Raw genomic sequence first — 24,523 nt, 5'->3', positions numbered from 1 at the left:
GATCGCGGCAGTCAGCGCGGTCGCGAGGTTGCTCGGCGGACTGTCGCAGAGGGATTCGACCGCGGCCGAGGCCTGGGTAACCCATGTCGATCTCCCCGTCGTACCCGCCGCATGCCAACCACCAGCCAACGACGCTCGCTCTACGCTGAGGGGCATGGAGTCGCTGACGCCCGTGATGATCGCTGACCGGCTGGCGGCGACCGGATACCTGGCCGACCCGGAGCTGGCGACGGTGACCTTCCTCGCGCTGCGGATGCAGCGGCCGCTGCTGCTCGAGGGAGAGCCTGGGACCGGAAAGACCGCACTCGCGGAGGCCGTCGCCGAGGCGCTCGACCTGCCGCTGGTGAGGCTGCAGTGCTACGAGGGGATCGACGCCACCCAGGCGCTCTACGACTGGGACTTCGCCCGCCAGATCCTCCACCTGCGTGCCCTCGAGGCGTCCGGTGGGGCGGGGGAGGTGGAGGAGGCCGAGAAGTCCCTCTACGACGAGCGGTTCCTGCTCGCTCGCCCGGTGCTGGCCGCGCTGCGTCAGGCGCCGTCGGTGCTCCTTGTCGACGAGGTCGACCGGGCCGACGACGAGTTCGAGGCGTTCCTGCTCGAGGTGCTGTCCACCTACCAGGTGACGATCCCGGAGTTCGGGACCGTCGCGGCGACGGTCCCACCGGTCGTAGTCCTCACCTCCAACCGCACCCGCGAGCTCCACGACGCCCTCAAACGCCGCTGCCTCTACCACTGGATCGACCACCCAGGCCTGGCCCGCGAGATCGAGATCGTACGCAGCCGAGCCCCGGAGGTCGCCGACGAACTCGCCCGCCAGGTGGTCACGGTGGTCCAGCAATTGCGCAGCGCCGAGGGCGCGAACGCGCTGCTCAAGCCGCCGGGCGTCGCCGAGACCCTCGACTGGGCCCGCGCCCTGCACCATCTCGGGGTGGCCGAGATGGATTTGGAGAGCGCCGCCGCGACGCTCGGCGCGCTCGTCAAGCACCGCGAGGACGCCGACCGCGTCCGGGCAGCGCTGGATCGGCTCCTGACGTGACGGACTTCTCTGGCAAAACTGGCACTTCTCAGGCAATGCAACGCCAGAGAAGTGCAGGGATACCCGGTGAACCGGGTATCCCGACAGCGATCTTCCTCGGCTTCACCCGGGCGCTCAGAGCGGCCGGGGTGCAGGTGACCCAGGACCGCGCCCACGGCTTTCTGCAGGCGACCGCGATCGTCGGTGCGGGGGACCCGACCGCGACCTACACCGCCGGACGGGCGACGTTGTGCGCCGGCCCCGACGACCTGCGCCGCTACGACCAGGTCTTCGAGGCATGGTTCGGGTCGACCGCGACGCTGCCGGGGCCGCAGGGGCCGCCGCGTACGGTCTCGGTCACCTCGACCCTCCCCGAGACCGAGCCGCAGGAGGGCGAGGGGGAGGGTGAGGAGACCGACGACCTCATCAGGGCACGGGCCAGCGAGATCGAGACCCTGCGGCACCGCGACGTCGCCGACCTCGACCCCGCCGAGCAGGAGCGCCTGGCGACCCTGATCGCCCGGCTCCGCCCCCGGGCGCCACGACGGAGGACGCCGCGGCAGGACCCCTGGCGGCGAGGGCGCGTCGATGCCCATCGCACCCTGCGGGCCAGCCTGCGGCACCTCGGCGAGCCGGCCGGGATCCACTACCGCAGGCGTGGCGATCGGCCGCGCCGCGTGGTGTGGCTGATCGACGTGTCCGGCTCGATGAGCTCCTACGCCGATGTGCTGCTGCGGGTCGCCCACCGGGTGAGCTCGACGACCGGGAGCGGCGCGGTGTTCACGATGGGCACCAGGCTCACCAACGTCACCCGCGCGCTGCGCCACCGCGACCCCGACCGTGCGCTCGTCGCGGCCGGCGAGACGGTGCCCGACTGGTCGGGCGGGACCCGGCTCGGTGACAACCTGCAGGCGTTCCTGCGGCGACACCAGGGTCTGGCCAGAGGCGCGGTGGTTGTCATCGCGAGCGACGGTTGGGAGCGCGGCGACACCGCGCTCCTCGAGGAGCAGGCGGCGAGGCTGCACCGTCTCGCACACCGCGTGGTGTGGGCCAACCCACACCGTGGCAAGGTTGGATATGAACCACTGCAGCGAGGCATCGTCGCGGTGCTGCCGCACGTGGACGACTTCGTCGCCGGACATTCACTGGCGACGTACGAGGATCTGGTGGAGGTGATCGCGCGTGCGTGACGTACTCGACGATCTGATGAAGTGGTGGGAATCCGGCGAGACCGTGGCGGTGGCCACCGTGGTGGCGACGTTCCAGTCGGCCCCCAGGCCGCCGGGCGCCTCGATGCTCGTCGGTCCCGACGAGAGCGCGGTCGGCTCGGTCTCCGGCGGCTGTGTCGAAGGCGCCGTCTACGAGGTCGCCCGCGAGGTCGCCGAGACCGGTGTGCCGGAGCTCAACCGCTACGGCGTCTCCGACGACGACGCGTTCGCGGTCGGGTTGACCTGCGGCGGCATTCTCGACGTCTTCGTCGAGAAGGTGTCCCAGGAGACCTTCCCGGAGCTCGGCGAGCTCGCCGAGGACGTACGCAGCGGCAGCCCTGTCGCCTTGGCGACCGTCATCGAGCACCCCGATCCCGAGATCCTCGGGCGCCGCGTCCTCATCCGCCCCGAAGGGGTCAAGGGGTCGCTGGGCAGCGCCCGGATGGACGACGCCGTCCATGACGACGCGCTCGGCCTGCTCGCTCACGGCACCAACCAGACTCTGTCCTATGGGATCGACGGCGAGCGCCGCGGCGAGGGCATGAGGGTCTTCGTCTGGTCCTTCGCGCCCAAGCCCAGGATGCTCGTCTTCGGTGCGATCGACTTCGCCGCCGCCGTCGCCCGCGTCGGTGCGTTCCTCGGCTATCACGTCACCGTCTGCGACGCCCGCCCGGTCTTCGCCACCAACTCACGCTTCCCCGAGGCCGACGAGGTCGTCGTCGACTGGCCCCACCGCTTCCTGAACCAGGAGGTCGAGGCGGGCCGCATCGACCAGCGCACCGTGATCGCCGTCCTCACCCACGACCCGAAGTTCGACGTACCTCTCCTCGAGGTCGCCCTCCGCCTTCCCGATATCGCCTACGTCGGTGCGATGGGCTCGCGCCGCACCCACGACGACCGCCTCGCCCGCCTGGTCGATGCCGGCCTCACCGACGAAGAGATCGCCCGGCTGAGCAGCCCCATTGGCCTCGACCTCGGCGCCCGTACGCCGGAGGAGACCGCCATCTCCATCGCCGCCGAGATCATCGCCGGCCGTTGGGGCGGCTCAGGCGAGCGCCTGGCCAGCACGCAGGGCCGGATTCATCAGGACGTGGAGTACCGCTGACGGCGACCGGTCTGGGACGCCGACGGCGATGCCACAGCGCTACAGCTCCTTCTCGTAGTAGAGCGCCCGCGGCCCGGAGCCGCGGCCCTCGTGGTTGTCGAAGCCGAACTTCTCGTACAGTGCCCGGGCTGAGGTGTCGTCCTCGCTCGTCCCCAGGTCCATGTACGTCGCACCGCGGGCCTTCGCCTCGTCGATGATCGCCTGGAGCAAGGTGGTGCCGAGTCCCTGCCCGCGACGGGACGGCACGATGTAGAGCTCGGCGAGGTAGGCCTCGAGCTCGTCGGCCGTGGTCTGCAGGCGGAAGCGGGTGATGCCGTGGCCGACCGCAGGGTCTCCGATCAGCATCACCGTCGTGTCCCCGCCCTCGACCAGGCGGCCCAGGTGACGGGCGAGCTCGTCGGTGGGCGGGGCGGGGTCGTCGTACTCGGTGTTGAAGTCGACCTGCAGCCTGGCCGCGGTCTCGAAGTCGGCCCAGGTCGTGGCGGTGCGCGTCGTCATGTACCCACTGTGACACCGGAAGCTGGAGTACCTCCAACCGCATAGTGAGCCGCGTCACAGGGTGCTACGTTGGCAGAACCAGCCAGCTCCAAAGGGGGAGTGATGGTTCACAGCGATCTGCAGGAGCGCCGCATCAGCGCGGCGCGGGCGTGGACCGCCTTCGTGGAGAGCGGCGACGCCGCCGAGGACTTCGTCAGGCCGGAGATCCTGACCAGCTGGACGCGCTCGGCGACGGCCGTCAGACCCGACGTGCGCGAGGCGCCGTTGGCGGACGAGGACGAGACGCGCGAGATGTGGCGTGGCTCGCCGCTCCAGGTGGCGGTCGAGCGGGTCGAGGAGGAGCTTCGGTGCACCGCCGACGACGGCGACCTGGTCATCGCGGTGACCGACCCCGACACCCGGGTGCTGTGGACGTACGGCGGCCGGGTGATGCGGCGGAAGGCCGAGTCGGTCAACTTCGTGCCGGGCGGCCGCTGGGACGACGAGAGCGCCGGCACCAACGCGCTCGACCTCGCGAACCGGACCAACTCCCCGACGATGGTCTTCGGCCCCGAGCACTATGCCGAGGTCGTGCACAACTGGGTCTGCTGGGCCGCGCCGCTGCACGACCCGGTCACCGGCAAGCACCTCGGTGTCCTCGACCTCTCCACGACCTGGGACCGCACCCACCCGATCGGGCTGGCCACCGCCCGCGTGATGGCGCGCCTCATCGAGGGCGCGCTGCCGAAGCTCCCGACCCAGCGGGACGACGAGGCGATCGCAGAACCGGGCCTGGTGCTGACGCTGCTCGGCACCGCCGAGACCTGGCTCGACGGGCAGCGGCTGCTCCTCAACCGTCGCCAGACCGAGATCCTCGCCCTGCTCGCGCTCCACCCCGAGGGCCTCTCGCTGGAGCGGCTGCACGCGATGGTCTACGGCGACCAGGCGGTCACCTTCTCGACGCTCAAGGCCGAGGTCTCCCACCTGCGCCACGCCCTCGGCGGCCAGGTCGCCTCCAGGCCCTACCGCCTGCTGATGCCGGTCGTGACCGACGTCGAGCAGGTCCTCGCGCTGGTCCGGCACGGCCGGGTGGCCGCTGCTGTCGAGGCGTACGGCGGTGATCTTCTGCCCGGCACCAACAGCCCGGCTCTGGCCGAGATGGCCGAGTACGTCGCGGTCGCGCTGCGCGAGGCGCTGATCGCCGACCCGCAGCCCGACGCGGTGCTCAGCTACAGCGAGCTGGCTCCGTACGACACCGAGGTCGTCGACGTCTGTCTGCGTCGTCTGGGCGGCAGCGCCCACCCCGCGCTGCCCCTGCTCAGGGCACGCCTGGCCGCCAGCCGCTGACCAAGAACGGGTACGCGGCTCGAGCAGCCAACCGGGGCCCAACCCTGCGCGTCCTACTGTGATCTGGCCCACACAGCTTTCCACTAGAACAGTGACGTCTGGCAGGGAGACAACATGGCCCGGATCAGCATGCGCGTCGACGGTATGAAAGTCACCGACGACGTCGAACCGCGAACGCTGCTCGTGCAGTACCTTCGCGAAGGACTCGGCAAGACCGGCACGGTGATCGGTTGCGACACCAGCAACTGCGGCGCCTGCACGGTCCATCTCGACGGCGACTCGGTGAAGTCGTGCAACGTGCTCGCGGTGCAGGCCGACGGGTGCGAGGTGACCACGATCGAGGGCCTCGCCGACACGGTCGAGAGCGACCTCCACCCGGTCCAGGAGGCATTCCGCGAGTGTCACGGTCTGCAGTGCGGATTCTGCACGCCGGGCATGATCATGCAGTCCGTCGACCTGCTCAAGCGCAACCCTCAGCCCAGCGAGGACGAGATCCGTGAAGGCATCGAGGGCAACCTGTGTCGCTGCACGGGCTACCACAACATCGTCCGCGCGGTGCAGTACGCCAGCGGCCACCTGGCCACGGCTGCCAGCCCCAAGGGCGCGACCGAGGAGGTGGACGCGCTGTGACCGCCGTAGAAGCTCGTCCGGAGCAGACCAACGAGATCGGCCGCGACCGGCGCCGCAAGGAGGACGCGCGCCTGATCACGGGACGGACCCGCTGGACCGACAACATCAACCTGCCCGGGATGCTGCACCTCGCGATGGTGCGCAGCCCGTTCGCGCACGCCCGGATCACGGGCATCGACACCAGCGCCGCGGAGGAGTCCGAGGGCGTGGTGACCGTGCTGGCCGCCAAGGACTTCGACGAGAGCCTCGGCGTCTGCATCAACGCCTGGCCGATCACGCCCGACCAGAAGACGCCGGCCCACCCGCCGGTCGCCATCGACCGGGTCACCTTCGCCGGTGAGATCGTCGCAGTCGTGGCCGCCCGGTCCGCGGCCGCCGCCCGGGACGCCGCCGAGATGGTCGAGGTCGACTACGAGGAGCTCCCCGCGGTCGTCTCCCTCGAGGAGGCGGTCAAGGACGAGGTGCTCGCGCACCCCGATCTCGGCACCAACAAGTCCGCCCTGTGGGTCTTCGACAGCGCCCAGGCCGGCACCGGCGGCAGCGTCGACGAGGCGATCTCCTCCGCGAAGAGCGACGGGATCGTCATCGAGCGCACCTACCGCCAGCAGCGCCTGATCCCGGCGTTCATGGAGCCTCGCAGCGTGGTGTGCGACCCGACCGGTGAGCAGATCACGGTGTGGAGCGCCACCCAGATCCCGCACATCCTGCGGTTCGCGTTCGCCGCGACCACGGGCGTGCCCGAGTCGAAGATCCGGGTGATCGCGCCCGACGTCGGTGGCGGCTTCGGCGGCAAGCTCCAGCAGACGCCGGAGGAGATGATCGTCTTCGCGATCGCTCGCCGGCTCGGCAAGCCGGTGAAGTACACCGAGACCCGCTCCGAGTCGCTGCTCTCCGCTCACCACGGCAGGGACCAGATCCAGAAGCTGACCCTCTCGGCCACCAAGGACGGCCAGGTCACCGGCCTCAAGGTCGAGCTCGACGCCAACCTGGGGGCGTACGTCGCCATCGTCGGCGGCGGTGTCCCGGTCCTCGGCGCGTTCATGTTCAACGCGATCTACAAGTTCCCGGCCTACCAGTTCAACTGCCAGACGGTGTTCACCAACACCACCTGGACCGACGCCTACCGCGGCGCGGGGCGGCCGGAGGCGACGTACGCCATCGAGCGGCTGATGGACGAGCTGGCCGCCGAGGTCGGGGTCGACCCGCTCGAGATCCGGGAGAAGAACTGGATCAAGCACGAGGAGTTCCCGTTCACGACCATCGCCGGCCTGACGTACGACTCCGGGAACTACGAGGCCGCGACCGCCAGGGCGAAGGAGATGTTCGGCTACGACGAGCTCCGCGCCGAGCAGCAGCAGCGTCGCGCCAACAACGACCCGGTCCAGCTCGGCATCGGCATCTCCACCTTCACCGAGATGTGCGGCCTGGCTCCGTCCCGGGTCCTCGGCAGCCTCGACTACGGTGCCGGTGGCTGGGAGCACGCCCAGGTGCGACTGACGCCGACCGGCAAGGTCGAGGTCATCACCGGGGCCAGCGCGCACGGGCAGGGCCACGAGACCGCGTTCAGCCAGATCGTGGCCGACCGTCTCGGCGTGGCCTTCGAGGACGTCGAGGTGCTCCACGGAGACACCCAGGTCGCGGCCAAGGGCTACGACACCTACGGGTCCAGGTCGCTGGTCGTCGGTGGCGAGGCGCTGGTGCGGGCTGCCGACAAGGTGCTCGAGAAGGCCAAGCCGATCGCGGCCCACCTGCTCGAGGCGAGCGTCGACGACATGGAGTTCACCGGCGGCAGGTGGACGGTGCGCGGCACCGACCAGGGCATGTCCATCGGCGAGCTGTCCACGGCGGTCTTCGCCGCGCACAACCTGCCCGACGGGGTCGAGGCCAACCTCGACTCCGAGGCCACGTTCGACCCGGAGGCCTTCAACTTCCCGCACGGGACCCACCTGTGCGCGATGGAGGTCGACACCGAGACCGGGCAGGTGAAGATGCGGAAGTACGTCTGCTGCGACGACATCGGCAACATCATCAACCCGCTCATCGTCGCAGGTCAGGTGCACGGTGGCCTGGTCCAGGGCATCGCCCAGGCGCTGTGGGAGGACGCGGTCTACGACGACGCCGGGACCCTGGTGTCGGGCTCGTTCGTGGACTACCTGCTGCCGACCGCCGCCGACACGATCAGCTTCGACATCGACCACACCACCTCGCCTTCGACCACCAACACGCTCGGCACCAAGGGCGTCGGCGAGGCCGGCACGATCGCCTCCACGCCGGCGGTGGTCAACGCGGTCGTCGACGCGCTGCGCCCGCTGGGTGTGCACGACGTGACCATGCCCTGCACGCCCGAACGGGTGTGGCGGGCGATCAACGAGGGTTCGGCCGGTGGCGAGACCACCGGTGCGGCCGCAGCACACTTCGATCCGTCGACGGGCATGTCCGGGAACGTCGACCGCACGGAAGGAGACGTCCAGTGATTCCCGCATCGTTCGACTACGTCGCCCCGACCACGGTCGAGGAGGCGCTGGCCGCCCTCGCACAGTACGGCGACGAGGCCAAGATCATCGCCGGCGGGCAGAGCCTGCTGCCGGTGCTGAGGATGCGCCTCAACGCTCCGGAGTGGGTCATCGACCTCGGTCGCATCGACTCGCTCCGCGGCGTACGCGACGAGGGTGAGTCGATCTTCGTCGGCGCCATGACGCGCCACTGTGACGTCGCGGCCGATCCTCTGGTCGCCGAGCACGCGGCACTGATCACGCGTGCCACGGCGACGGTCGCCGACGAGCAGGTACGCCACCGCGGCACCTTCGGTGGCGCGCTCGCCCACGCCGACCCGGCGGGCGACCTCGGAGCCCCGGCCCTTGCCCTGGACGCCGAGTTCGTCATCGCCGGGCCGGCCGGGGAGCGGGTCGTCCCCGGTGCCGAGTTCTTCCAGGGGCTCTTCGAGACGGCCGTCTCGGAGGACGAGCTGCTCATCGGCGTACGCATCCCGAAGCACACCGGATGGACGGCCCACTACGAGAAGTTCGTCCGGGTCGCCCACCAGTGGCCGATCTGCGCGGTCGGGGCGACCCTCAAGGTCTCCGGCGGCGTGATCGAGGGCGCGGCGATCGGTCTCACCAACATGGGCTCGACCCCGTTGCGTGCCGCCGGCGTCGAGCAGGCGCTGGTCGGCCAGCAGGCCACCGAAGAGGTCGTACGCAACGCCGCGGCCCTGGCCGCGGACGGCGCCGAGCCGCCCTCCGACCTCAACGGCGACGCCGACTACCGGCGTCACCTGGTCACGGTGCTGACCCGGCGCGCCATCACGAAGGCCCTCGGGGGCTGAGGCGTGGACCTGACGCACGAGTTCACGGTTCCGACCTCGGTCGAGGAGACCTGGAACAGCTTCCTGGACATCGGCGCGCTCGCCGAGTGCTTCCCGGGAGCCCAGGTCACCTCGGCCGAGGGCGACACCTTCACCGGCACGGTGAAGGTCAAGCTCGGCCCGATCGCCATGGTCTACGCCGGCTCCGGCACCTTCGTCGAGAAGGACGAGACCGCCCGCCGCCTGGTCGTCGAGGCCAAGGGACGGGACAAGCGCGGCAACGGCACCGCCGGCGCCAACGCGACCTTGACGATGGCCCCGGAGGGCACCGGCACGAAGGTCGAGATCGTCACCGACCTCGCGGTCACCGGAAAGCCCGCCCAGTTCGGCCGCGGGGTCATGCAGGACGTCTCCGACAAGCTCCTCGGCCAGTTCGTCGCGTGCCTGGAGTCCAAGTCGGCTCCGGCCGAGGAGCCACCCGCTGCTGAGGAGCCGTCGGGTGAGGCAAGCCCCGAACCTTCGCAGACTGCCGCCCCGGTCGAGTCACCCGCTCCGCGGGCCACGGCGCCGAAGCACGCTCAGCAGCCCGAAGCGCTCGACCTCGGCGCCACGGTCGTACCGGTGCTGATCAAGAACTACGGCAAGAAGATCGCCGTCGGGGTAGCCGTGATCGCGGCGGTGGTGATCGTCTACAGGCTCCTGCGAGGTTGAACCCGTCGCGCAAACCGGATACCACCCGCGCAACGTGGATAGCGAGGGCCGTTCGACCTCTCTAGCGTTTCCATGACGCAGATCCCGCTGCGAGAGGAAACAGAAAAGTGAAGATCGCGGTCATCGGTGCCGGGTTCGCAGGCGTTGCCTCGGCCAAGGTGCTCAGCGAGCTCGGTCATGACGTCACCGTCTACGAGAAGGCCCCAGATGTCGGCGGCGTCTGGAGCCGGACCCGTCGTTACCCGGGCCTGACGACGCAGAACAACAAGGACTCCTACACGCTCTCGGACCTGAGGATGCCCAAGGTGTTCCCGGAGTGGCTCAGCGGCGAGCAGGTGCAGAGCTATCTCGAGATGTACGTCGAGAAGTTCGACCTCGCCCCGATGATCAAGCTCTCCACCGAGGTGCGGAGTGCCCAGCCGGCTGGAGGGGGCGGCTGGGACATCGCCATCGCAGGGGCCGACGGCGAGACGACCGAGCACCACGATCACCTGATTGTGGCCAGCGGCGTCTTCTCGGAGCCGTTCGCCCCTGCGTACGACGGGGTCGACGAGCTGGAGGCCGCCGGCGGCCGGATCCTCGCGGCGAGCGAGCTGCACGACCTGGAGACCGTCAGCGGCAAGCACGTCGTGGTCGTCGGCTACGGGAAGTCGGCCTGCGACGTGGCCGTCGAGATCGCCAAGGAGGCGGCCTCGACCACCGTGGTCGCGCGCCAGCTGCTGTGGAAGATGCCCCGCAAGATCAAGGGCGTCCTCAACTACAAGATGCTGCTGCTCACGCGCCTGGGGGAGGGGCTGTTCCCCTACCAGAGCATCCGCGGGGCCGAGAAGGCGCTGCACGCGGGTGGCTCGAAGATGGCCGGTTCGATGGTCGGCAGCGTCGAGTCGGTCACCACCAGCCAGCTCAAGCTGAAGAAGCTCGGGCTGGTGCCCAAGGGCCCGTTCACCGACATCGCCCGCTCGACGGTCTCGCTGGCCACCGAGGGCTTCTTCGAGGGCGTCGAGGCCGGGGACATCGCCGTCGAGCGCGACACCGAGATCGCCGCCTTCGTGACGAAGGAGGGCAAGCCGTACGCCGAGCTCGCCAACGGGCGCGCGGTGCCCGCCGACGTCGTGGTGACCGCGACCGGGTTCAAGCAGGAGCTCCCGTTCTTCTCCGAGGAGATCCAGGACCAGCTCACCGACGACAACGGCGACTACCAGCTCTACCGCCAGATCCTTCCGCTGAGCGTGAAGGACCTGACCTTCGCCGGCTACAACTCCTCGTTCTTCTCGCCGCTCTCGGCCGAGATGAGCGCCGTCTGGATCGGCTCGCACCTCGGTGGCGGCCACGAGGTCCCGCCGGTGGAGGAGATGGAGGCCCACGTCACCGCGCGGCTGGCCTGGATGCGGGAGCGCACCGACGGCCACCACGCCCGCGGCACCAACATCATCCCGTTCTCGATGCACAACATCGACGAGGTTCTCGGTGACGTCGACATCGACGTCAGCAAACGGGTCAAGGCAGTGCAGTGGCTGCTGCCGATCGACCCGAAGGCGTACGCCTCCATCACTCCCAGACTCGTGGAGAAGCTGGCAGCGAGGAGCTAGTACGGCGAGATGCCGGTGCTGGGTGGGGCCGGCATCTCGTTTCGGGACCGGGTCAGGACCTGGGCTGGGACCTTAGACGGTGATTGCGCCGTGTTCGCGTTGACGCGGCGCCGGCTCCGCTACGCTCTTCGGTCAATCGAGCACGCTCCAGGAGCCTCCATTGCCCCGTCCCCTGTTGGGCCGTCACACCGTTGTCGCCACCACTGACGTGGACCAGGCCAGAGAAGCCGTGGCCGAACGGTTCTGTGCCCATTACCTGGCGCTGACCAAGGCCGGTTCCCACCTCGACATGGTGCACAACGCCGCGCCGCTGGGCGAGGACGTGATGCTCAACTACATGCGCTACGGCGACGAGGTGCGGATCACTCCCGGCACCTTCGACGACTTCTACCTGATCCAGCTCCCGCTGGCCGGCACCGCCAAGGTCAAGGTGGGGGAGCAGGTCGTCCTCGCCGACCGCACCCGCGCATCGATCGGCTCGCCGACCGAACCGGTCGACATGCTCTGGTCCGACGGCTGCGAGAAGCTGCAGGTCTACATCCGCCGCAGCGCCGTCGAGGAGGCGGCCGCGGGCATCGGCGGTTCCGGGCCGGTGGTCTTCGATCCCAGCCTCGACCTCGGCCGGCCCGAGGTGCGTGACTGGCTGAAGATGGTGCGGCTGGCCTACGACAACGTCGAGGCCGGTGGCTCACTGCTGAGCTCTCCGCTGGTGGCCGCGCCGTACGAGCAGGCTCTCATCGGCGGACTGCTGACGATCCAGGCCAACACCTCCCTCGAGATCGTCTCCGAGACCGGATCTCCCACCATCTCCCGAGCCGCACGCATGGCCGTGGACCTCCTCGAGGCCCACCCCGAGCGTCCCTGGAAGGTCGCCGAGCTGGCCCAGAGGGTCGGGGTCTCCACCCGCACGCTGCAAGAGGCGTTCCAGCGCGACCTCGACACCACCCCGCTGGAGTACTGGCGGCGTACGCGGCTCGACCGTGCCTACACCGATCTGCTCGCCGCCGACGCCACCGCCACCTCGGTCACCGAGGTCGCCGCTCAGTGGGGCTTCTTCCACCTCGGCCGGTTCTCCCAGGCGTACCGGGCACAGTTCCAGGAGCTTCCGTCTCAGACCCTCATGCGCTGACGGTCACCACTGGGGCTCGTCGCTGAACCCGCCGTAGTCGTCCAGGTCGGCGTCGTCGCGGCGGTAGTCCTCGCCGTCGCCGTTGCGCCGGTCGAGCTTGTCTTCCTTCTCGCCCTGGTTCTGCGGCTCCTCGGGCGGGTCTTCCTGCTCCTCGGGCTTGATCGGCACCTTCGGGGTCAGCTTCTCCTTCAGGCGCTCCTCGACGGACTCGCCCTGCTGGGACTGCTCGGGGCCCTGGCCGGCGTCGGTGGGGCAGTCGCCCTCCTTCAGGGTGGCCAGCGCCTCCTCGTAGGCGGCCTTCGCGCCGGGCTGATCGCCGGCGTCCCGGGCGCGGTCGCCGATCGCCTCCTGGGTCAGCGACATGTTGATGCGTACGGTGCACTCGTGGTCCTCGGGCACGCGCTCCAGAGCCTCGCCGAAGTAGGCGACCGCGCGGGCGTTCTCGCCGAGCAGGAAGGCCGCGTTGCCGGCGTCGAAGTGGGCGATCCACGGCTGTAGGAAGTTGAGGTCGCGGTTGGCCGAGTAGTGCTCCATCGCGGTCGCGGCGTCGCGTACGTCCCAGGCGTCCCGGCCGCCGCGGTCGTGGTGGTCCATCAGGATCACCTTCCCCAGGAAGGCCAGACCGATCACCACCGGCACGATCCCGGCGAGCAGCAGCGCGCGCCGCACCTGCTCGCGAGGAGTGCGTAGCGGTTGCGGCTCGGTCGAGTCGACAGGCGTCTCGGTAAGCGTCACGACAGCACCTCCTCGGCCTCGTGTGCGCGGCGGCGATGGCCCCACAGTTCCCACAGCAAGAGTGCCAGGAGCGGGAAGCCGAAGAGCCAGGCCCGGGACGTCTCGCCGCCGGCGGAGGTCTCCTCGGTGAGCATCTCGGAGTCCCAGGTCGAGGCCTCCGTGGTGATCTCCTTGGTCTCCTTCGTCGTGCGGTGAATCGTCTGAAGACCCATCTGACCTGCGATCTCGCGCAGGTTGGCCAGGTCGATCCGGGAGCGGGCGTCCTGGCCGTCGCCGTCCTTGAGGTAGCCGTCCTGGGGACGTTCGTCGTCCCAGGGCATCCGGCCGCCCCCCTCGGTGCCGTAGCCGAGCACCATGCCGCCGGCCGAGAGGTCGTCGACCTCGGCGAACGACTGCTGGTCGACGCCCTCGCGGGTGTTCTCGCCGTCGGAGGCGAACACCACGATCCGGCGCCGCTCGGGGAAGCGCTCCTGATCACGCTCGAGGGCCTCGATGACCGCATCGCGCGGAGCATCGACCATCGATCCGGAACCGTCGAAGGCCCGCTCGGCGTAGAGCCCGTCGACCCAGGCGTTGAAGGCGGTGGTGTCGTAGGTGAACGGCATCTCGGTGCGGACGACCTCGCCACCGAAGGTGATCGCACCGAACCGCACCGAGGGCAGCGCCGCCGAGAGCGCCTTGAGGTCCTTCTTGAGCTGCGTCATCCGGGCCTCGCCGCCGGGTGCGTCCTCGGCGACCATCGACCGTGTCCGGTCGACCACGACGAGGACATCGAGATCGGCCGTACGCATCTCCGCCGGCGCCGCGCCCCAGCTCGGCCGCACCAGGACGACGACGGTGAGCAGAACGATCAGCGCGCGGCGTACGAGCGTGAGGATCTGCCACCCTCTAGCGCTCATCGGGCCACCTCGCTCGGTGGCCGGGTCTGTGCGGGCAACGAGCCTCCGGGCGGGGTCGGCCGGGACGACGGGCCCGGGGACAGTCGTCCGGAGCGGACCAGGGCGTAGACCCACCCGGCGATCAACATGAGGACCCCGAGGACGATCGTGGCGATCGGCCAGCCGGGGGCATCGCGGATCTGGTACTTCGGCGGCTCGATGACCTCGTCGGCGGAGAGCCGGTCGATGCCGGCCAGGATCGACTCGATCGAGCCGTCGTCACCGAGCAGCGAGAAGGTGCCGCCGGTGTCGGTCACCGCCTTGTCGAAGGTGGCGCGCTTGTCCTCCTGGAAGCTGAGGTCGGCGGAGCCGATGCCGTAGAGCTGGACGTCGCGCTCCTTGGCGAACTCGGTGGCCTCGGGCAGCGTGTAGACCGGAGGGCCGCCCTGTGGGTCGTTGTCGGAGGCGACGATGACCGCCCGGCCGCGCTCGGAGTTGGACAGGTCGAAGCGCTTGACGCAGGAGACGATCCCGTCGCTGATCAGGCTCGCTCGCTCCTTGCCGAGGTAGGTGCCGGCGACGTACTCCTGGTCGCCGAGGGCGAAGGCCCGGCCGGCCCGCGCCAGCTCGTCCTGCACCCAGCCGTAGTCGTCGGTGAGCGGGAAGACGGTGACCGCGGCGTCGCTCCACAGGACGAGGCTGACCCGCTCGCCGTTGAGGCCGGCGACGAGCTGGGAGTAGGCCTGGGTGACCTGGGTGTCCTCGTCGAACATCGAGGTCGAGGCGTCGAGGCAGAGCACGATGTCGCGGGTGGAGTAGCGGTTCTGGGTGATGTCGGTGGCCTGAGGCCGGGCGATCAGCCAGATGCACCCGATCACCGCGAGCGCGATCCCCGCGGTCTGCCACCAGGACAGCCACCGCTGCTGGGTCGCGAGCTCACGGAACCGGGGGAGCCGCTTGAGCCGCGCGGTGTGGGCGACGAGCACCGCGTCGGCCGGGCGGCGATGCACCCGGGCGGCGAACACGACGATCGCGGCGATCGCGATGATGGTGAGGACCAGCACGATCGCGCCGAGAACGGGCCATCTCAGGTCCATGTCGTCACCACCTGACGGGCCCGGCTGAGCGCCTCGGGGAAGCGCTCGGAAGCCTTGCCCTCCTCCTCGGAGGCGAAGGCGGGTGGGTACATCACCTCGACGGCCATCGCCAGCGGGCGCGTGCGGGGGTCGCTGCGTACGGTCGCCTTCAGGTCGGCGAGGACCATCTTGTCGGCCGGGATCTGGCTGACCTCGGCGACGTAGTCGCGCACGGTGCGGCTCAGGTGCTGGTGACCGACCCGCGCCGGTACGTCGCCACGGTGCACCGCCCGCTCGATCCGGTCGATCTCGGCCAGGTGCTCGGCACGGAGGTCACGAGGCTCGGGCACCCAGGGTGTCTCGATCTCGACGACCTGCCGGCGCTTGCGGGTCAGCAGGATGACCGCGATGTAGTAGAGCGCCATCGCGGCGAGCAGCGCGAGCGCGAGCACCAGCCACCAACCCGAGTGGGCCAGTGGCTGCTGGAACTCCTCAGGGACGCTACCGGCGCGCATGGCGGTGCCTCTGCAGGAGATGGAAGACGGCGCCGATGGCGGTGGCGTCGTCCTGGACGCGCTGGTAGGCGATGCCCAGGCGGTCCAGGGTGCCGCGCAGGCCGTGCTCCTCGGCGGCGGCCAGCTCGGCGTACTGAGCCTGGAGAACCGAGTCGCCGGTCAGCCATCCCGGCAGGGCGGAGACGGTGTCGATGTCGACGGTCGGGGCGCCGCCGGCCACGGCGGTGGTGGGGTCGAGGTCGTCGATGCCGGCGACCAGGACCTCGTGCTGGACGGTGAGGCGGCGCAGGACCGCGGCCATCTCGTCACTGACCGAGTGCTCGTCGGTGACGACGAGCAGGATCGCCCGGCGGCGTACGTTGGTGGCGATGTGGCGCAGGACGGCGACGATGTCGGCCTCGGCGGAGTCGGGGGTGATCGCGTCGTGGGCCTGCCCGAGCGCCCGCTCGAGCGCGACCTCGGTGTCTGCGGACTTGGTGAGCTTCTGGGTCTCCGAGTCGCCGTAGACGACCGCGACCTTGTCGCCGTGGCGTACTCCCAGCCAGCCGACCAGGCCGGCGGTGAAGATCGCCAGCTCGCGCTTGGTCGTGGTGCCGGTCGCCTGGGCCGCCATGCTCCGGCCGGTGGAGATCGCCAGCAGCACCAGATGCTGGCGCTCGGCGGTGAACCGTTTGACCAGCAGGCTCCGGGACCGGGCCGTCGCCTTCCAGTCGATGTCCTTGACGTCGTCGCCGGGGACGTACTCCCTCAGGTCGTGGAAGTCCATGCTGCGCCCGGTCTGGACGCTGGCGTACTCCCCGTCGAGCAGGCCCAGGACCTTGCGGTGGGCATGGATCATCAACCGTGTGCGGATCCTGGGAAGGTACGTCGCCATGTCGGTGCTCGGGTCAGGGGCTCGGGACAGCGCGGACCAGCGCGTCGACCAGCATCTCGGGCTGGACCTTCTCGGCCAGTGCCTCGAAGCTGAGGTGGAGCCGGTGGCGCAGGATGCTGTGGCGCAGCTCGCGAACGTCCTCAGGAGTCACGTAGGAGCGGCCGAGCAGCAGCGCCGCCGCGCGCGAGGCCTGCAGGAACGCGATCGAGGCACGTGGGGACGCGCCGATCTCGACGTAGGAACCCGTCTCCGGCCCGAGGAGCTGGCGGGCGTTGCGGGTCGCCTGGACGAGGGCGACGATGTAGCGCTTGATCGCCGGGTCGACGTAGACGCGCTTGGTCAGCTCCTGGAGCCAGATCACGTCGTCGGGGTCGGCGACCGGGCGGGTCACCTCGTGGTCGGGGCCGAGCGTGCCGGCCTCGATGCGCTCCAGGACGACGAGCTCCTCGGCGTCGCTGGGGTAGTTGACGATCTCCTTGAGCAGGAACCGGTCCATCTGCGCGTGCGGGAGGACGTAGGTGCCCTCCTCCTCGATCGGGTTCTGCGTGGCGAGCACCATGAACGGGCGCGGCAGCGGGTGGATGTGGCCCGCGATGCTCGTCTGGCGCTCCTGCATCGCCTCGAGCATTGCGCTCTGCGTCTTGGCGGACGAGCGGTTGATCTCGTCGAGCAGCACGAAGTTGGCGTGCACCGGGCCGAGCTGGGTCTCGAACTCGTGGTTGCGCTGGTCGTAGACCTGGGTGCCGATGATGTCGCTCGGCAGCAGGTCGGGGGTGCACTGGATCCTGGAGAACTGCGCCTTGACCGTCTGCGACAGCGTCGAGGCGGCCAGCGTCTTGGCCAGCCCGGGCACGCTCTCGAGCAGCACGTGACCCTCGGAGAGGAGCGCGATCAGCAGCGCCGTCCTGAGCCGCTCCTGGCCGACCACACGGCTGCTGAAGGCGGTGCTGACCCGCCCGACGATCTCCTTCGCCCTGGCGATCTCCTCAGCGGACGGCGGGGCGATGGGTGGTGCGGTGGTGGTCAAGGCGGCTCCAGGGGCGTCGGCTGTCGGTCCCATCCTTTCCTACCAGCGTACGGAACGCATGTGGGACCCACCTCGGGACGGTTGAGATCGGCGCTGGGCGGGCTTCTCGGTACGGGAGCGGTACGGGTTCGAGGCGTCCGCGGGACCGGCCACGATGGCCGCAATATTCCCTCAGAAAGGTTCACCGTGCCCCACCTCTTCACCCGGCTGCGAGTCCTGCTCGTGGCCTTCGCCCTCGTTGCCGGCCTCGCCCCGATCGCCGTGGCCGCTGCCACGAAGCCGGCGCCCGCCGAAGCAGCCTCGATCCGGATCGACATCGCGGCGATCCAGTCGGCCACCGACTCCTTGCGGTACCAGCGGAACTACCTCGCCTCACACCGCAGGTGGAAGAGGTGGGCGCCGCGGCTCTCGAGCGTGAGCAGCCAGTTCGACTCGATCGAGGGCCAGCTGATGGGGCGGGCGAGGACCGCCGTGGCGACCTACGAGGCGGCCTTCCTGACTCGCGCGAGAAATCGCAGCTACGTCAGTGCGGTCAGGGTTCTCGACATGTTCATCAGCAGGATGAATGCCGCGATCGACAACTACTACCGCGGCGAAGGGTTCAGCATGCGTCCCTTCGGCTGATCCCGGCTGAACCTAGAAGACGTTGCGGGGGCGGAACTGGACCGAGATCCGGGGGCCGGCGGAGGAGACCTTGGGGATGGCGTGCTCCCAGGTGCGCTGGCAGGAGCCGCCCATGACGACGAGGTCGCCGTGGCCCATCTGGATGCTCATCCCCTTGCCGCCTCCATAGGGACGCAGGGCGAGGCGGCGGGGGTCGCCGACGGAGACGATGGCGACCATCGTGTCGTTGGTGCGGCCCCGGCCGATCTTGTCGCCGTGCCAGGCGACCGAGTCGTGGCCGTCGCGGTAGTAGCAGCAGCCCGCGGTGACGAACGGCTCGCCAAGCTCGGGCAGGTAGTGAGCGGTGAGGCGGCCGCGGGCCTCGGCGAGACGGGGGTGGGGGAGCGGGTCGCCCTGCAGATAGGTGTGCAGGAGCCGAGGCACGTCGACGACGCGGTCGTACATCTGCCGTCGCTCCTCGTGCCACGGGACGTCGCTGACCAGCGCGGCGAAGACGTCGTCGGGATCGGGCAGCCAGCCGCGGGCGATGTCCACCCAGGCTCCGCGGTCCAGATGGATCCGCTCGTAGGTCGTCTCGGTGGTCTCGTCGTCTGTGGGGGCGAAGAGTGTTCCCTGGAAGTCCACCCCGCCACCATACCTCGTGATCGAACATGTGTTCTACTGCTGTACTGATTGTTGGCGGACATTGTTGTTTCGTTGCAGTTGATCTGCCTCATCTCGTTGCAATGTCACAACTTGACTAAACTCGGGACGTACGCGAGGTGTACACCTACGCTCTGGTCATGGTCCGGTCGGTCGAGGGAGAGCGGTCGCTCAAGCACGTCCAGATCCGTGAGTACGTCAGGGAGCTGGTCATCGGCGAAAGCCCTGGTGCCTCCGCGCCCTCCGAGCGCGAGCTGGTCCAGAAGTTCAGCGTCGCCCGGGCCACCGTGCGGCAGGCGCTCGACGCTCTCGTCGCCGACGGTCTGCTGGTTCGGATCCCGGGCCGGGGCACCTTCGTGGCGCGCCCGCCGCGGGCGGCGAGCCCGGTGCTCGGGTTCAGCGAGGAGATGGCTCGCCGGGGGATGCAGGCGTCCTCCGAGACCCTGCTGCTCGGCCGGGAGAAGGCCGGCCCCACCATCGCCCGCGCGCTCAGCATCAAGGAAGGTGCGGCCGTCATCCACTGGCGGCGTCTGCGCCGCGGTGACGGGGTGCCGATCTGCATCGAGGACGTCTACCTCGACGAGGCGATCGTGCCCGGGATGCTCGAGCGCACCGCGCCGACCAGTCTCTACGCCGAGCTGGCCAGTCGACAGATGCGGCCGTCGTGGGTCGACGACACCTTCCGTGCCGATGTGGCCAACATCGAGGAGGCCACGCTGCTCGGCCTCTCGGTCGGCGTCCCCGTGCTCCGCAGGCAGCGGAAGTCGGTCGCGGGGGATCGCTACGTCGAGGTGTGTCGCTCGGTCTACCGTGCCGACCGCTATGCGCTGCACCTGCAGCTCGGTCCGTCCTGATCAGAGGTCGCCGAGCGGCGCGACCACGTCGCCGCTCTCCTCGCAGACCCAGATCGGGTCCGGACCTCCCAGGTCGGGAGTGATGTGGAGCGAGTGCACCGGCGACTCGGGCGGACACGTGGTGCACACCGGCCAGCGGGCCGAGGCCTCGCCGTCGAAGAGGAGGTCCTGGACGTCCTGGGCGACCAGGCCGGCGACGTACGCCTTGCCCTCCGGCCACTGCTCCACCCACCAGCCACGCTCGGTCATCGCGTCCTCGAGAGCGGAGACGGCTGCCGCACCGGCGAGTCCGCGGGCATCGAGGTCATGGAGCACCCTCGCCCGAGCCTCGAACAGCACTGTCGTGTTCATCACGGACCATTCTTGCCGACCGGTCAAGGCTGTGGCCTCAGGATCGACACGGTAAGAATGGCCCGTGATCCTCATCGACCCGCCGAACGTACCCAGTCGCGGCCGGATGTGGTCTCACCTCGCCAGCGACACCTCCTACGAGGAGCTGCACGCCTTCGCGAGCCGGATGGGCATCCCGGCCCGAGGCTTCGACCGGGACCACTACGACGTACCCGCCGAGGTCTACGACGACATGGTCGCCGCGGGTGCCGTCGAGGTCACCTCTCGGGTTCTGGTCTCCGCTCTCCTCGCCGCCGGCCTACGCCGCCGCAAACCCCGTTAGGCGGGTGACTTCTCGCCCGGCGGGAGCGAGGCCTCCGCTGGGGTGGACATCCGTCGCGTGGTGAGCCAGATGGCCGCCGCGATGAGCAGGCCGAGGCCGCCGCCGAGGACGAAGCCGCCCTGCCAGCCGATCAGGTCGATGGCGAACCCGGCGGTGGGGGCGCCGACGGCGCTGCCGAGGGTGATGGCCGAGCCGTGCCAGCCCATCACCTCGCCGCGTACGTTCGAAGGGACGCTGCTGGTGATCGCCTCGAGCGCGGCGGTCAGAGTCGGTGCGCAGAAGAAGCCGCTGAGCAGGAGCAGGACGGTGAAGGAGACCGGGTCCCAGGCGAACGCGGTCAGGACCGTCGTCGCACCCAGCAGGACGAGCATCACCGCGGTGGAGGGGTGGCTGTTGAGGGCGCCGTAGATGAGTGCGCCGAGCAGCGAGCCGAGCGCCCAGATCGCCATGACGAGCCCGAGCAGGGCGGTGCGGTCGAAGTCGCGCATCGCGGCCACGGTGCCGAGGTCCTCGGCGATGAGGATGAGCGAGGCGGTGAAGGTGCCGGCGAGCAGGAGGGTGACCCCCGGGTTCACCCACGAGGGGAGCCCGAAGCGGCGCTTCGGGACAGCGTCGCTCGGGACGGCGTCGCTCGGGACGGTCGGCTCGCCGTCGGTGATCATCGGGTTGAACAGCCACAGCACGACCGCCGCGGCGATCCCGAGCCACTGGATCAGCAGCATCGCCCAGGCGGTGCCGAAATAGCTGGCGCCGAGCACGCCGATCACCGGTCCGACCATGAAGCCCAGCTCGGTCATCATCGCGTCGGCGCTCAGTGCCGCGGTGCGCTGCCCGGGACCGACCGAGCGGATCATCACCTGGCGCACGACCGAGAAGGACGGGACCGTGAAGAGCCCGGCGACGGCGACCAGCGCGAGCAGCGGGAGGTAGCCGACCCAGGGCGCGATCGACCAGGCGATCGGGAGGATTGCCAGCGGCAGCAGGAGCGTACGCCGCAGCCCGAGGCGGTCGAGGAGCCGACCGAGCCAGGGCGCGGAGATCGCCATCGCGATCGCGAGCATCGTCGAGACCAGGCCGGCCTCGGCGTAGGAGCGATCCAGCGGGCCGACCACGTGCAGGGTCACGATGACAGAGGACGCCGGCATCGGGATCCGCAGGAACAGACCCAGCACCAGGATGCGGCGAACGTCGGGGATCCGCCACAGGTCGGCGTACGTCTGGAAGCTCACCGGCAGATTCTGTCACCGGTGAGCGATTCGAACGAATCGTTATCGGTCGGGTGACAGGTATGTGTTCAGGGTCTCCATCTCGGCCGAGATGTTGGCCCGCGCGGCGGCCTCCCAGCTGATCCTCGCGAAGGGTGTCGAGAAGAGCGACTCCTTCTCCAGCAGCCGCTCGAGGACCTGGGCACGACCGACGCGAAACTCCTCGTCGGTGAGGTGCTGGTACTCCTCGCGGACGGTCGCGGCGTACTCCGCATAGCGCTCCGTCGGCGCCGCCAGGATCGCCAGGTCGGCATCGGAGAGCACCCGGCCGCTGCGGTCCTCGGCGGTGGGGTCGTGGGTCTCGGTCAGCCGCACCAGCCGGGCGACCTCCGCCACCGTGTCGGCATCCACGTAGGCGCCCAGTGCGTCCTCGGCCCAGGTGGCCGAGCGCTCCTCGGCGTCCCGCTCCCCGTCGTAGACGGAGTCGTGGAAGAACGCCGCCAGGGTGACCGTCAGCGGATCGAAGTGCTCTCCCTCCGCCCGCAGCTCTTCGATCCGGTCCAGCACCTCGGTGAGGTGCCGGCGGTCGTGATAGCGGCGGGTCGGGTCGTCGTACGCTGCCAGGACGTCATCGAGAAGGTCGGTCGCCTCTGGCAGCGGCCAATGTTGCGGGAGCTCCATGAGCCAGAACGCTAGCGTCAGGCGTGGTAGGCGCGCACCCACCGGGTGTGCGGGTTGGCTGTGATCTTCTCCAGCGTCGTCGCAGGTACGTCGGTCACGTCGGTGACCACGAAGCCGGTCTCACCGGCGGTGGCGAGGTACTGACCGGTCACGTTGACCCCCTCGGCGGCGAGCAGCGCATTGAGGTCGGCGAGCACACCCGGGACGCTGTCGTGCAGCAGCGCGAGACGCGCTCCCTCGGCCAGCGGCGGCGGCTGGACGGCAGGCAGGTTGACGCCCAGCGCGGTCGACCCGGAGCGGATGAAGTCGCGCAGCTTGCTGGAGACGAACCAGCCGATCTCCTCCTGGGCCTCCTGCGTCGAGCCGCCGACGTGCGGGGTCAGGATGACGTTGTCGAGACCCTGCAGCGGGCTCTCGAAGGCGTCGCCCTGGGCCTTGGGTTCGATCGGGAAGACGTCGAGGGCAGCGCCGGCGATGTGACCGGACTCGATGTGCTTGCGCAGCGCGTCGTTGTCGACCAGGAAGCCTCGCGCCGCGTTGATGAACAGCGAGCGCGGCTTCATCTTCGCGAACTGCTCCTCGCCGAACATGCCCAGGTTGCCCGGGCGTCCGTCGATGTGGATGGAGACCACGTCGGCCTCCTCCAGGAGCGCGTCGAGCGACTTCATCCGGCGCGCGTTGCCGTGGGCCAGCCGGTCGGCGATGTCGTAGAAGATGACGTACATGCCCAGCGCCTCGGCGATGTTGGACAGCTGGGTGCCGATGTTGCCGTAGCCCACGATGCCCAACGTGCGGCCGCGGATCTCGTGGGAGCCCTTCGCGGACTTGTCCCAGACGCCGGCGTGCATCTTCTCGGTCTTCTCCGGCAGCCGTCGCGCCAGGGAGATGATGTAGCCGATGACCAGCTCGACGACCGAGCGGGTGTTGGAGTAGGGGGCGTTGAAGACGGCCACGCCGCGCTCGGCGGCGCCGGCCAGGTCGACCTGGTTGGTGCCGATGCAGAAGCAGCCGATCGCCTTGAGGTCGGTGGCCGCGTCCAGCACGCGCGGGGTGATGTGGGTGTTGGACCGGATGCCGAGCAGCGTCACGCCCGGAAGGTCGGCCACCAGCTCGTCCTCGGAGAGAGACTTGCTGCGCAGCTCGACCTCGAAGCCGGCCTTCTCGAGGTTCTCGACAGCGACGGGATGGATGTTCTCCAGGAGCAGCGCCTTCATGGCTCAAGCCTAAGACGCGGGACGTACGCCTCCTCAATCCTGCCCGAGGGCCGGACGGGCGCGCACGGCGGTTCTCAGGACCAGTAGATGACGACGCCGTCGCCGATGTCGACCTGGTCGTAGAGCGAGGTGATGGCGCCGTAGTCGCGCACGTTCACGCAGCCGTGGGAGCCGCCGTTGTAGCCGTTGGCGGCGAAGTCGGGGGAGTAGTGGACCGCCTGGCCGCCGGAGAAGAACATCGCGAACGGCATCGGGGTCTTGTAGATGGAGGAGACGTGGTCGCGGCTCTTGGCGAAGACCGAGAACTGGCCCTCGCGGGTGGGCAGCTCCTGTGAGCCGAACCGCACCTCGACGCTCATCTGTACGGTCCCGCCGACGACCCAGCGCAGCACCGAGGTGGACTTGTCGATGCACATCACCCGGCCGGTCAGGCAGCGCGGGTCGAGCTTGCCGGAGGGCACCGGCGGCGGCGCGTTGGTCAGCTCGGCCTCGGTCGGCTCGCGGGTCATCGCGTGCAGCCGGTCGAGCGTGGTCTGGTCCACGAAGCCGGTGACCGCGATGCCGCGCTTGCCCTGGAAACCGGAGACGGCCTCGGTGGTGACGTTGCCGTAGAACCCGGTGACGCCCGCGTTGAACCAGCCGATCTGCTTCAGGCGCGCCTGCAGGTCACGTACGTCGTCACCGCTGTCACCCTTGCCGAAGAGCCGCGGACCCGAGGTCGGGGACGGCTTCGGCTCGGGTTTCGGCTTCGCGCTGGGCGACGGTGTCGGCGTGGCGCTCGGCGATGCCGAGGGGCTGGCGGAGGAGGAGCCCGCGGCCGGTGAGGCAGTCGCCTCGGGCCCAGGCGCGGCGGCCGGCTCCACGGCGCAGGCCGCGAACGTCGTTGCCAACAGGGCGGCGAGCGCCCCGGCGATCAATCCCCGGATGACCATCTTCATCGCCTCACTTCGGACCAAGGCCCTCAAGGTGTTGTTACTTCAAGTAACGCGGGGCCGACGAGATAGTGATGT

Annotated in this window: 26 protein-coding genes; 13 read left to right on the top strand and 13 right to left on the bottom strand. The window is 69.6% G+C overall.

Annotated features, from left to right (window positions below; all coding sequences use genetic code 11):
- The first annotated feature begins 154 nt into the window (after nucleotides 1-154).
- From ABZU72_RS23765 to ABZU72_RS23755, 3 genes are read left to right on the top strand one after another with little or no spacing between them, the layout of a single operon-like run.
- On the top strand, nucleotides 155-1,036 hold the full coding sequence (locus tag ABZU72_RS23765) for a MoxR family ATPase (protein ID WP_355021252.1): 882 nt from the start codon (nucleotides 155-157) through the stop codon (nucleotides 1,034-1,036).
- 35 nt (nucleotides 1,037-1,071) lie between these two features.
- A complete protein-coding gene (locus tag ABZU72_RS23760) occupies nucleotides 1,072-2,205 on the top strand; it encodes a VWA domain-containing protein (protein ID WP_355021251.1) in 1,134 nt (377 codons plus the stop codon).
- Nucleotides 2,198-3,328, top strand: a complete 1,131-nt coding sequence (locus ABZU72_RS23755) for an XdhC/CoxI family protein (RefSeq protein WP_355021250.1) — start codon at nucleotides 2,198-2,200, stop codon at nucleotides 3,326-3,328. The genes ABZU72_RS23760 and ABZU72_RS23755 overlap by 8 nt, the downstream gene beginning before the upstream one ends.
- A gap of 39 nt (nucleotides 3,329-3,367) precedes the next feature.
- Here the strand turns inward: ABZU72_RS23755 and ABZU72_RS23750 are convergent, their stop codons facing one another.
- Entirely contained in the window at nucleotides 3,368-3,826 is a 459-nt protein-coding gene (locus tag ABZU72_RS23750) for a GNAT family N-acetyltransferase (protein WP_355021249.1), read from the bottom strand.
- 102 nt (nucleotides 3,827-3,928) lie between these two features.
- On the opposite strand from ABZU72_RS23750, the gene ABZU72_RS23745 reads away from it, so the two are divergent.
- From ABZU72_RS23745 to ABZU72_RS23715, 7 genes are all read left to right on the top strand, one after another.
- Nucleotides 3,929-5,152, top strand: coding sequence for a transcriptional regulator (locus tag ABZU72_RS23745; RefSeq protein WP_355021248.1), 1,224 nt, complete (start codon nucleotides 3,929-3,931; stop codon nucleotides 5,150-5,152).
- 114 nt (nucleotides 5,153-5,266) lie between these two features.
- Complete coding sequence (locus ABZU72_RS23740; RefSeq protein ID WP_355021247.1) at nucleotides 5,267-5,782, top strand: (2Fe-2S)-binding protein; 516 nt, start codon at nucleotides 5,267-5,269, stop codon at nucleotides 5,780-5,782.
- Nucleotides 5,779-8,256: a xanthine dehydrogenase family protein molybdopterin-binding subunit gene (locus tag ABZU72_RS23735; protein WP_355021246.1), complete on the top strand. Its 2,478-nt coding sequence runs from the start codon at nucleotides 5,779-5,781 to the stop codon at nucleotides 8,254-8,256. Before ABZU72_RS23740 ends, ABZU72_RS23735 begins: the two co-directional genes overlap by 4 nt.
- Nucleotides 8,253-9,107 (top strand): xanthine dehydrogenase family protein subunit M, encoded by an 855-nt coding sequence (locus ABZU72_RS23730; RefSeq protein ID WP_355021245.1) that lies wholly within the window; start codon nucleotides 8,253-8,255, stop codon nucleotides 9,105-9,107. Before ABZU72_RS23735 ends, ABZU72_RS23730 begins: the two co-directional genes overlap by 4 nt.
- Nucleotides 9,108-9,110: 3 nt before the next feature.
- Nucleotides 9,111-9,797, top strand: a complete 687-nt coding sequence (locus tag ABZU72_RS23725) for an SRPBCC family protein (RefSeq protein ID WP_355021244.1) — start codon at nucleotides 9,111-9,113, stop codon at nucleotides 9,795-9,797.
- A gap of 107 nt (nucleotides 9,798-9,904) precedes the next feature.
- Nucleotides 9,905-11,386 carry an NAD(P)/FAD-dependent oxidoreductase gene (locus ABZU72_RS23720; RefSeq protein ID WP_355021243.1) on the top strand — a complete coding sequence of 494 codons (1,482 nt, stop codon included), beginning with the start codon at nucleotides 9,905-9,907 and terminating at the stop codon, nucleotides 11,384-11,386.
- Nucleotides 11,387-11,546: 160 nt separating this feature from the next.
- Nucleotides 11,547-12,515 (top strand): AraC family transcriptional regulator, encoded by a 969-nt coding sequence (locus tag ABZU72_RS23715; protein ID WP_355021242.1) that lies wholly within the window; start codon nucleotides 11,547-11,549, stop codon nucleotides 12,513-12,515.
- A 3-nt stretch (nucleotides 12,516-12,518) separates the two neighbouring features.
- Here ABZU72_RS23715 and ABZU72_RS23710 read toward each other — a convergent pair whose 3' ends face one another.
- Genes ABZU72_RS23710 through ABZU72_RS23685 form a run of 6 tightly spaced genes read right to left on the bottom strand, consistent with a single transcriptional unit; the run spans nucleotide 12,519 to nucleotide 17,620 of the window.
- Entirely contained in the window at nucleotides 12,519-13,250 is a 732-nt protein-coding gene (locus tag ABZU72_RS23710; RefSeq protein ID WP_355021241.1) for a tetratricopeptide repeat protein, read from the bottom strand.
- On the bottom strand, nucleotides 13,247-14,149 hold the full coding sequence (locus ABZU72_RS23705) for a vWA domain-containing protein (RefSeq protein ID WP_355021240.1): 903 nt from the start codon (nucleotides 14,147-14,149) through the stop codon (nucleotides 13,247-13,249). The genes ABZU72_RS23710 and ABZU72_RS23705 overlap by 4 nt, the downstream gene beginning before the upstream one ends.
- On the bottom strand, nucleotides 14,146-15,225 hold the full coding sequence (locus tag ABZU72_RS23700) for a VWA domain-containing protein (RefSeq protein WP_355021239.1): 1,080 nt from the start codon (nucleotides 15,223-15,225) through the stop codon (nucleotides 14,146-14,148). The genes ABZU72_RS23705 and ABZU72_RS23700 overlap by 4 nt, the downstream gene beginning before the upstream one ends.
- Nucleotides 15,216-15,719: a hypothetical protein gene (locus tag ABZU72_RS23695; RefSeq protein WP_355021238.1), complete on the bottom strand. Its 504-nt coding sequence runs from the start codon at nucleotides 15,717-15,719 to the stop codon at nucleotides 15,216-15,218. The genes ABZU72_RS23700 and ABZU72_RS23695 overlap by 10 nt, the downstream gene beginning before the upstream one ends.
- On the bottom strand, nucleotides 15,706-16,557 hold the full coding sequence (locus ABZU72_RS23690; protein WP_355021237.1) for a DUF58 domain-containing protein: 852 nt from the start codon (nucleotides 16,555-16,557) through the stop codon (nucleotides 15,706-15,708). Before ABZU72_RS23690 ends, ABZU72_RS23695 begins: the two co-directional genes overlap by 14 nt.
- A gap of 49 nt (nucleotides 16,558-16,606) precedes the next feature.
- The gene (locus ABZU72_RS23685) at nucleotides 16,607-17,620 is read right to left on the bottom strand and encodes a MoxR family ATPase (protein WP_355021236.1); all 1,014 of its coding nucleotides are present in this window, start codon (nucleotides 17,618-17,620) and stop codon (nucleotides 16,607-16,609) included.
- 186 nt (nucleotides 17,621-17,806) lie between these two features.
- On the opposite strand from ABZU72_RS23685, the gene ABZU72_RS23680 reads away from it, so the two are divergent.
- Complete coding sequence (locus ABZU72_RS23680) at nucleotides 17,807-18,244, top strand: hypothetical protein (protein WP_355021235.1); 438 nt, start codon at nucleotides 17,807-17,809, stop codon at nucleotides 18,242-18,244.
- 12 nt (nucleotides 18,245-18,256) lie between these two features.
- On the opposite strand, the gene ABZU72_RS23675 is transcribed toward ABZU72_RS23680, so the two are convergent.
- Nucleotides 18,257-18,868: an alpha-ketoglutarate-dependent dioxygenase AlkB gene (locus tag ABZU72_RS23675; protein ID WP_355021234.1), complete on the bottom strand. Its 612-nt coding sequence runs from the start codon at nucleotides 18,866-18,868 to the stop codon at nucleotides 18,257-18,259.
- A 158-nt stretch (nucleotides 18,869-19,026) separates the two neighbouring features.
- On the opposite strand from ABZU72_RS23675, the gene ABZU72_RS23670 reads away from it, so the two are divergent.
- On the top strand, nucleotides 19,027-19,740 hold the full coding sequence (locus ABZU72_RS23670; protein WP_355021233.1) for a GntR family transcriptional regulator: 714 nt from the start codon (nucleotides 19,027-19,029) through the stop codon (nucleotides 19,738-19,740).
- Here the strand turns inward: ABZU72_RS23670 and ABZU72_RS23665 are convergent, their stop codons facing one another.
- Nucleotides 19,741-20,091: a hypothetical protein gene (locus ABZU72_RS23665; RefSeq protein ID WP_160026922.1), complete on the bottom strand. Its 351-nt coding sequence runs from the start codon at nucleotides 20,089-20,091 to the stop codon at nucleotides 19,741-19,743.
- A gap of 64 nt (nucleotides 20,092-20,155) precedes the next feature.
- On the opposite strand from ABZU72_RS23665, the gene ABZU72_RS23660 reads away from it, so the two are divergent.
- Complete coding sequence (locus ABZU72_RS23660) at nucleotides 20,156-20,413, top strand: DUF4031 domain-containing protein (RefSeq protein ID WP_355021232.1); 258 nt, start codon at nucleotides 20,156-20,158, stop codon at nucleotides 20,411-20,413.
- Here the strand turns inward: ABZU72_RS23660 and ABZU72_RS23655 are convergent.
- From ABZU72_RS23655 to ABZU72_RS23640, 4 genes are all read right to left on the bottom strand, one after another.
- Nucleotides 20,410-21,642: an MFS transporter gene (locus ABZU72_RS23655; protein ID WP_355021231.1), complete on the bottom strand. Its 1,233-nt coding sequence runs from the start codon at nucleotides 21,640-21,642 to the stop codon at nucleotides 20,410-20,412. The genes ABZU72_RS23660 and ABZU72_RS23655 overlap by 4 nt on opposite strands.
- 39 nt (nucleotides 21,643-21,681) lie before the next feature.
- Nucleotides 21,682-22,299 carry a hypothetical protein gene (locus tag ABZU72_RS23650; protein ID WP_355021230.1) on the bottom strand — a complete coding sequence of 206 codons (618 nt, stop codon included), beginning with the start codon at nucleotides 22,297-22,299 and terminating at the stop codon, nucleotides 21,682-21,684.
- Between the two features lie 17 nt (nucleotides 22,300-22,316).
- Nucleotides 22,317-23,513 (bottom strand): phosphoglycerate dehydrogenase, encoded by a 1,197-nt coding sequence (gene serA, locus ABZU72_RS23645; protein ID WP_355021229.1) that lies wholly within the window; start codon nucleotides 23,511-23,513, stop codon nucleotides 22,317-22,319.
- A gap of 74 nt (nucleotides 23,514-23,587) precedes the next feature.
- Nucleotides 23,588-24,451 (bottom strand): L,D-transpeptidase family protein, encoded by an 864-nt coding sequence (locus tag ABZU72_RS23640; RefSeq protein WP_355021228.1) that lies wholly within the window; start codon nucleotides 24,449-24,451, stop codon nucleotides 23,588-23,590.
- Between the last annotated feature and the right edge of the window lie 72 nt (nucleotides 24,452-24,523).

The sequence above is a fragment of the Nocardioides sp. NPDC004968 genome (genome assembly GCF_040608935.1).
In the GTDB taxonomy this organism is placed as follows: Bacteria; Actinomycetota; Actinomycetes; order Propionibacteriales; family Nocardioidaceae; genus Nocardioides.
The sequence above is the reverse complement of the archived record's forward strand: the minus strand, read 5'-3'. Positions and strand labels throughout refer to the sequence as shown.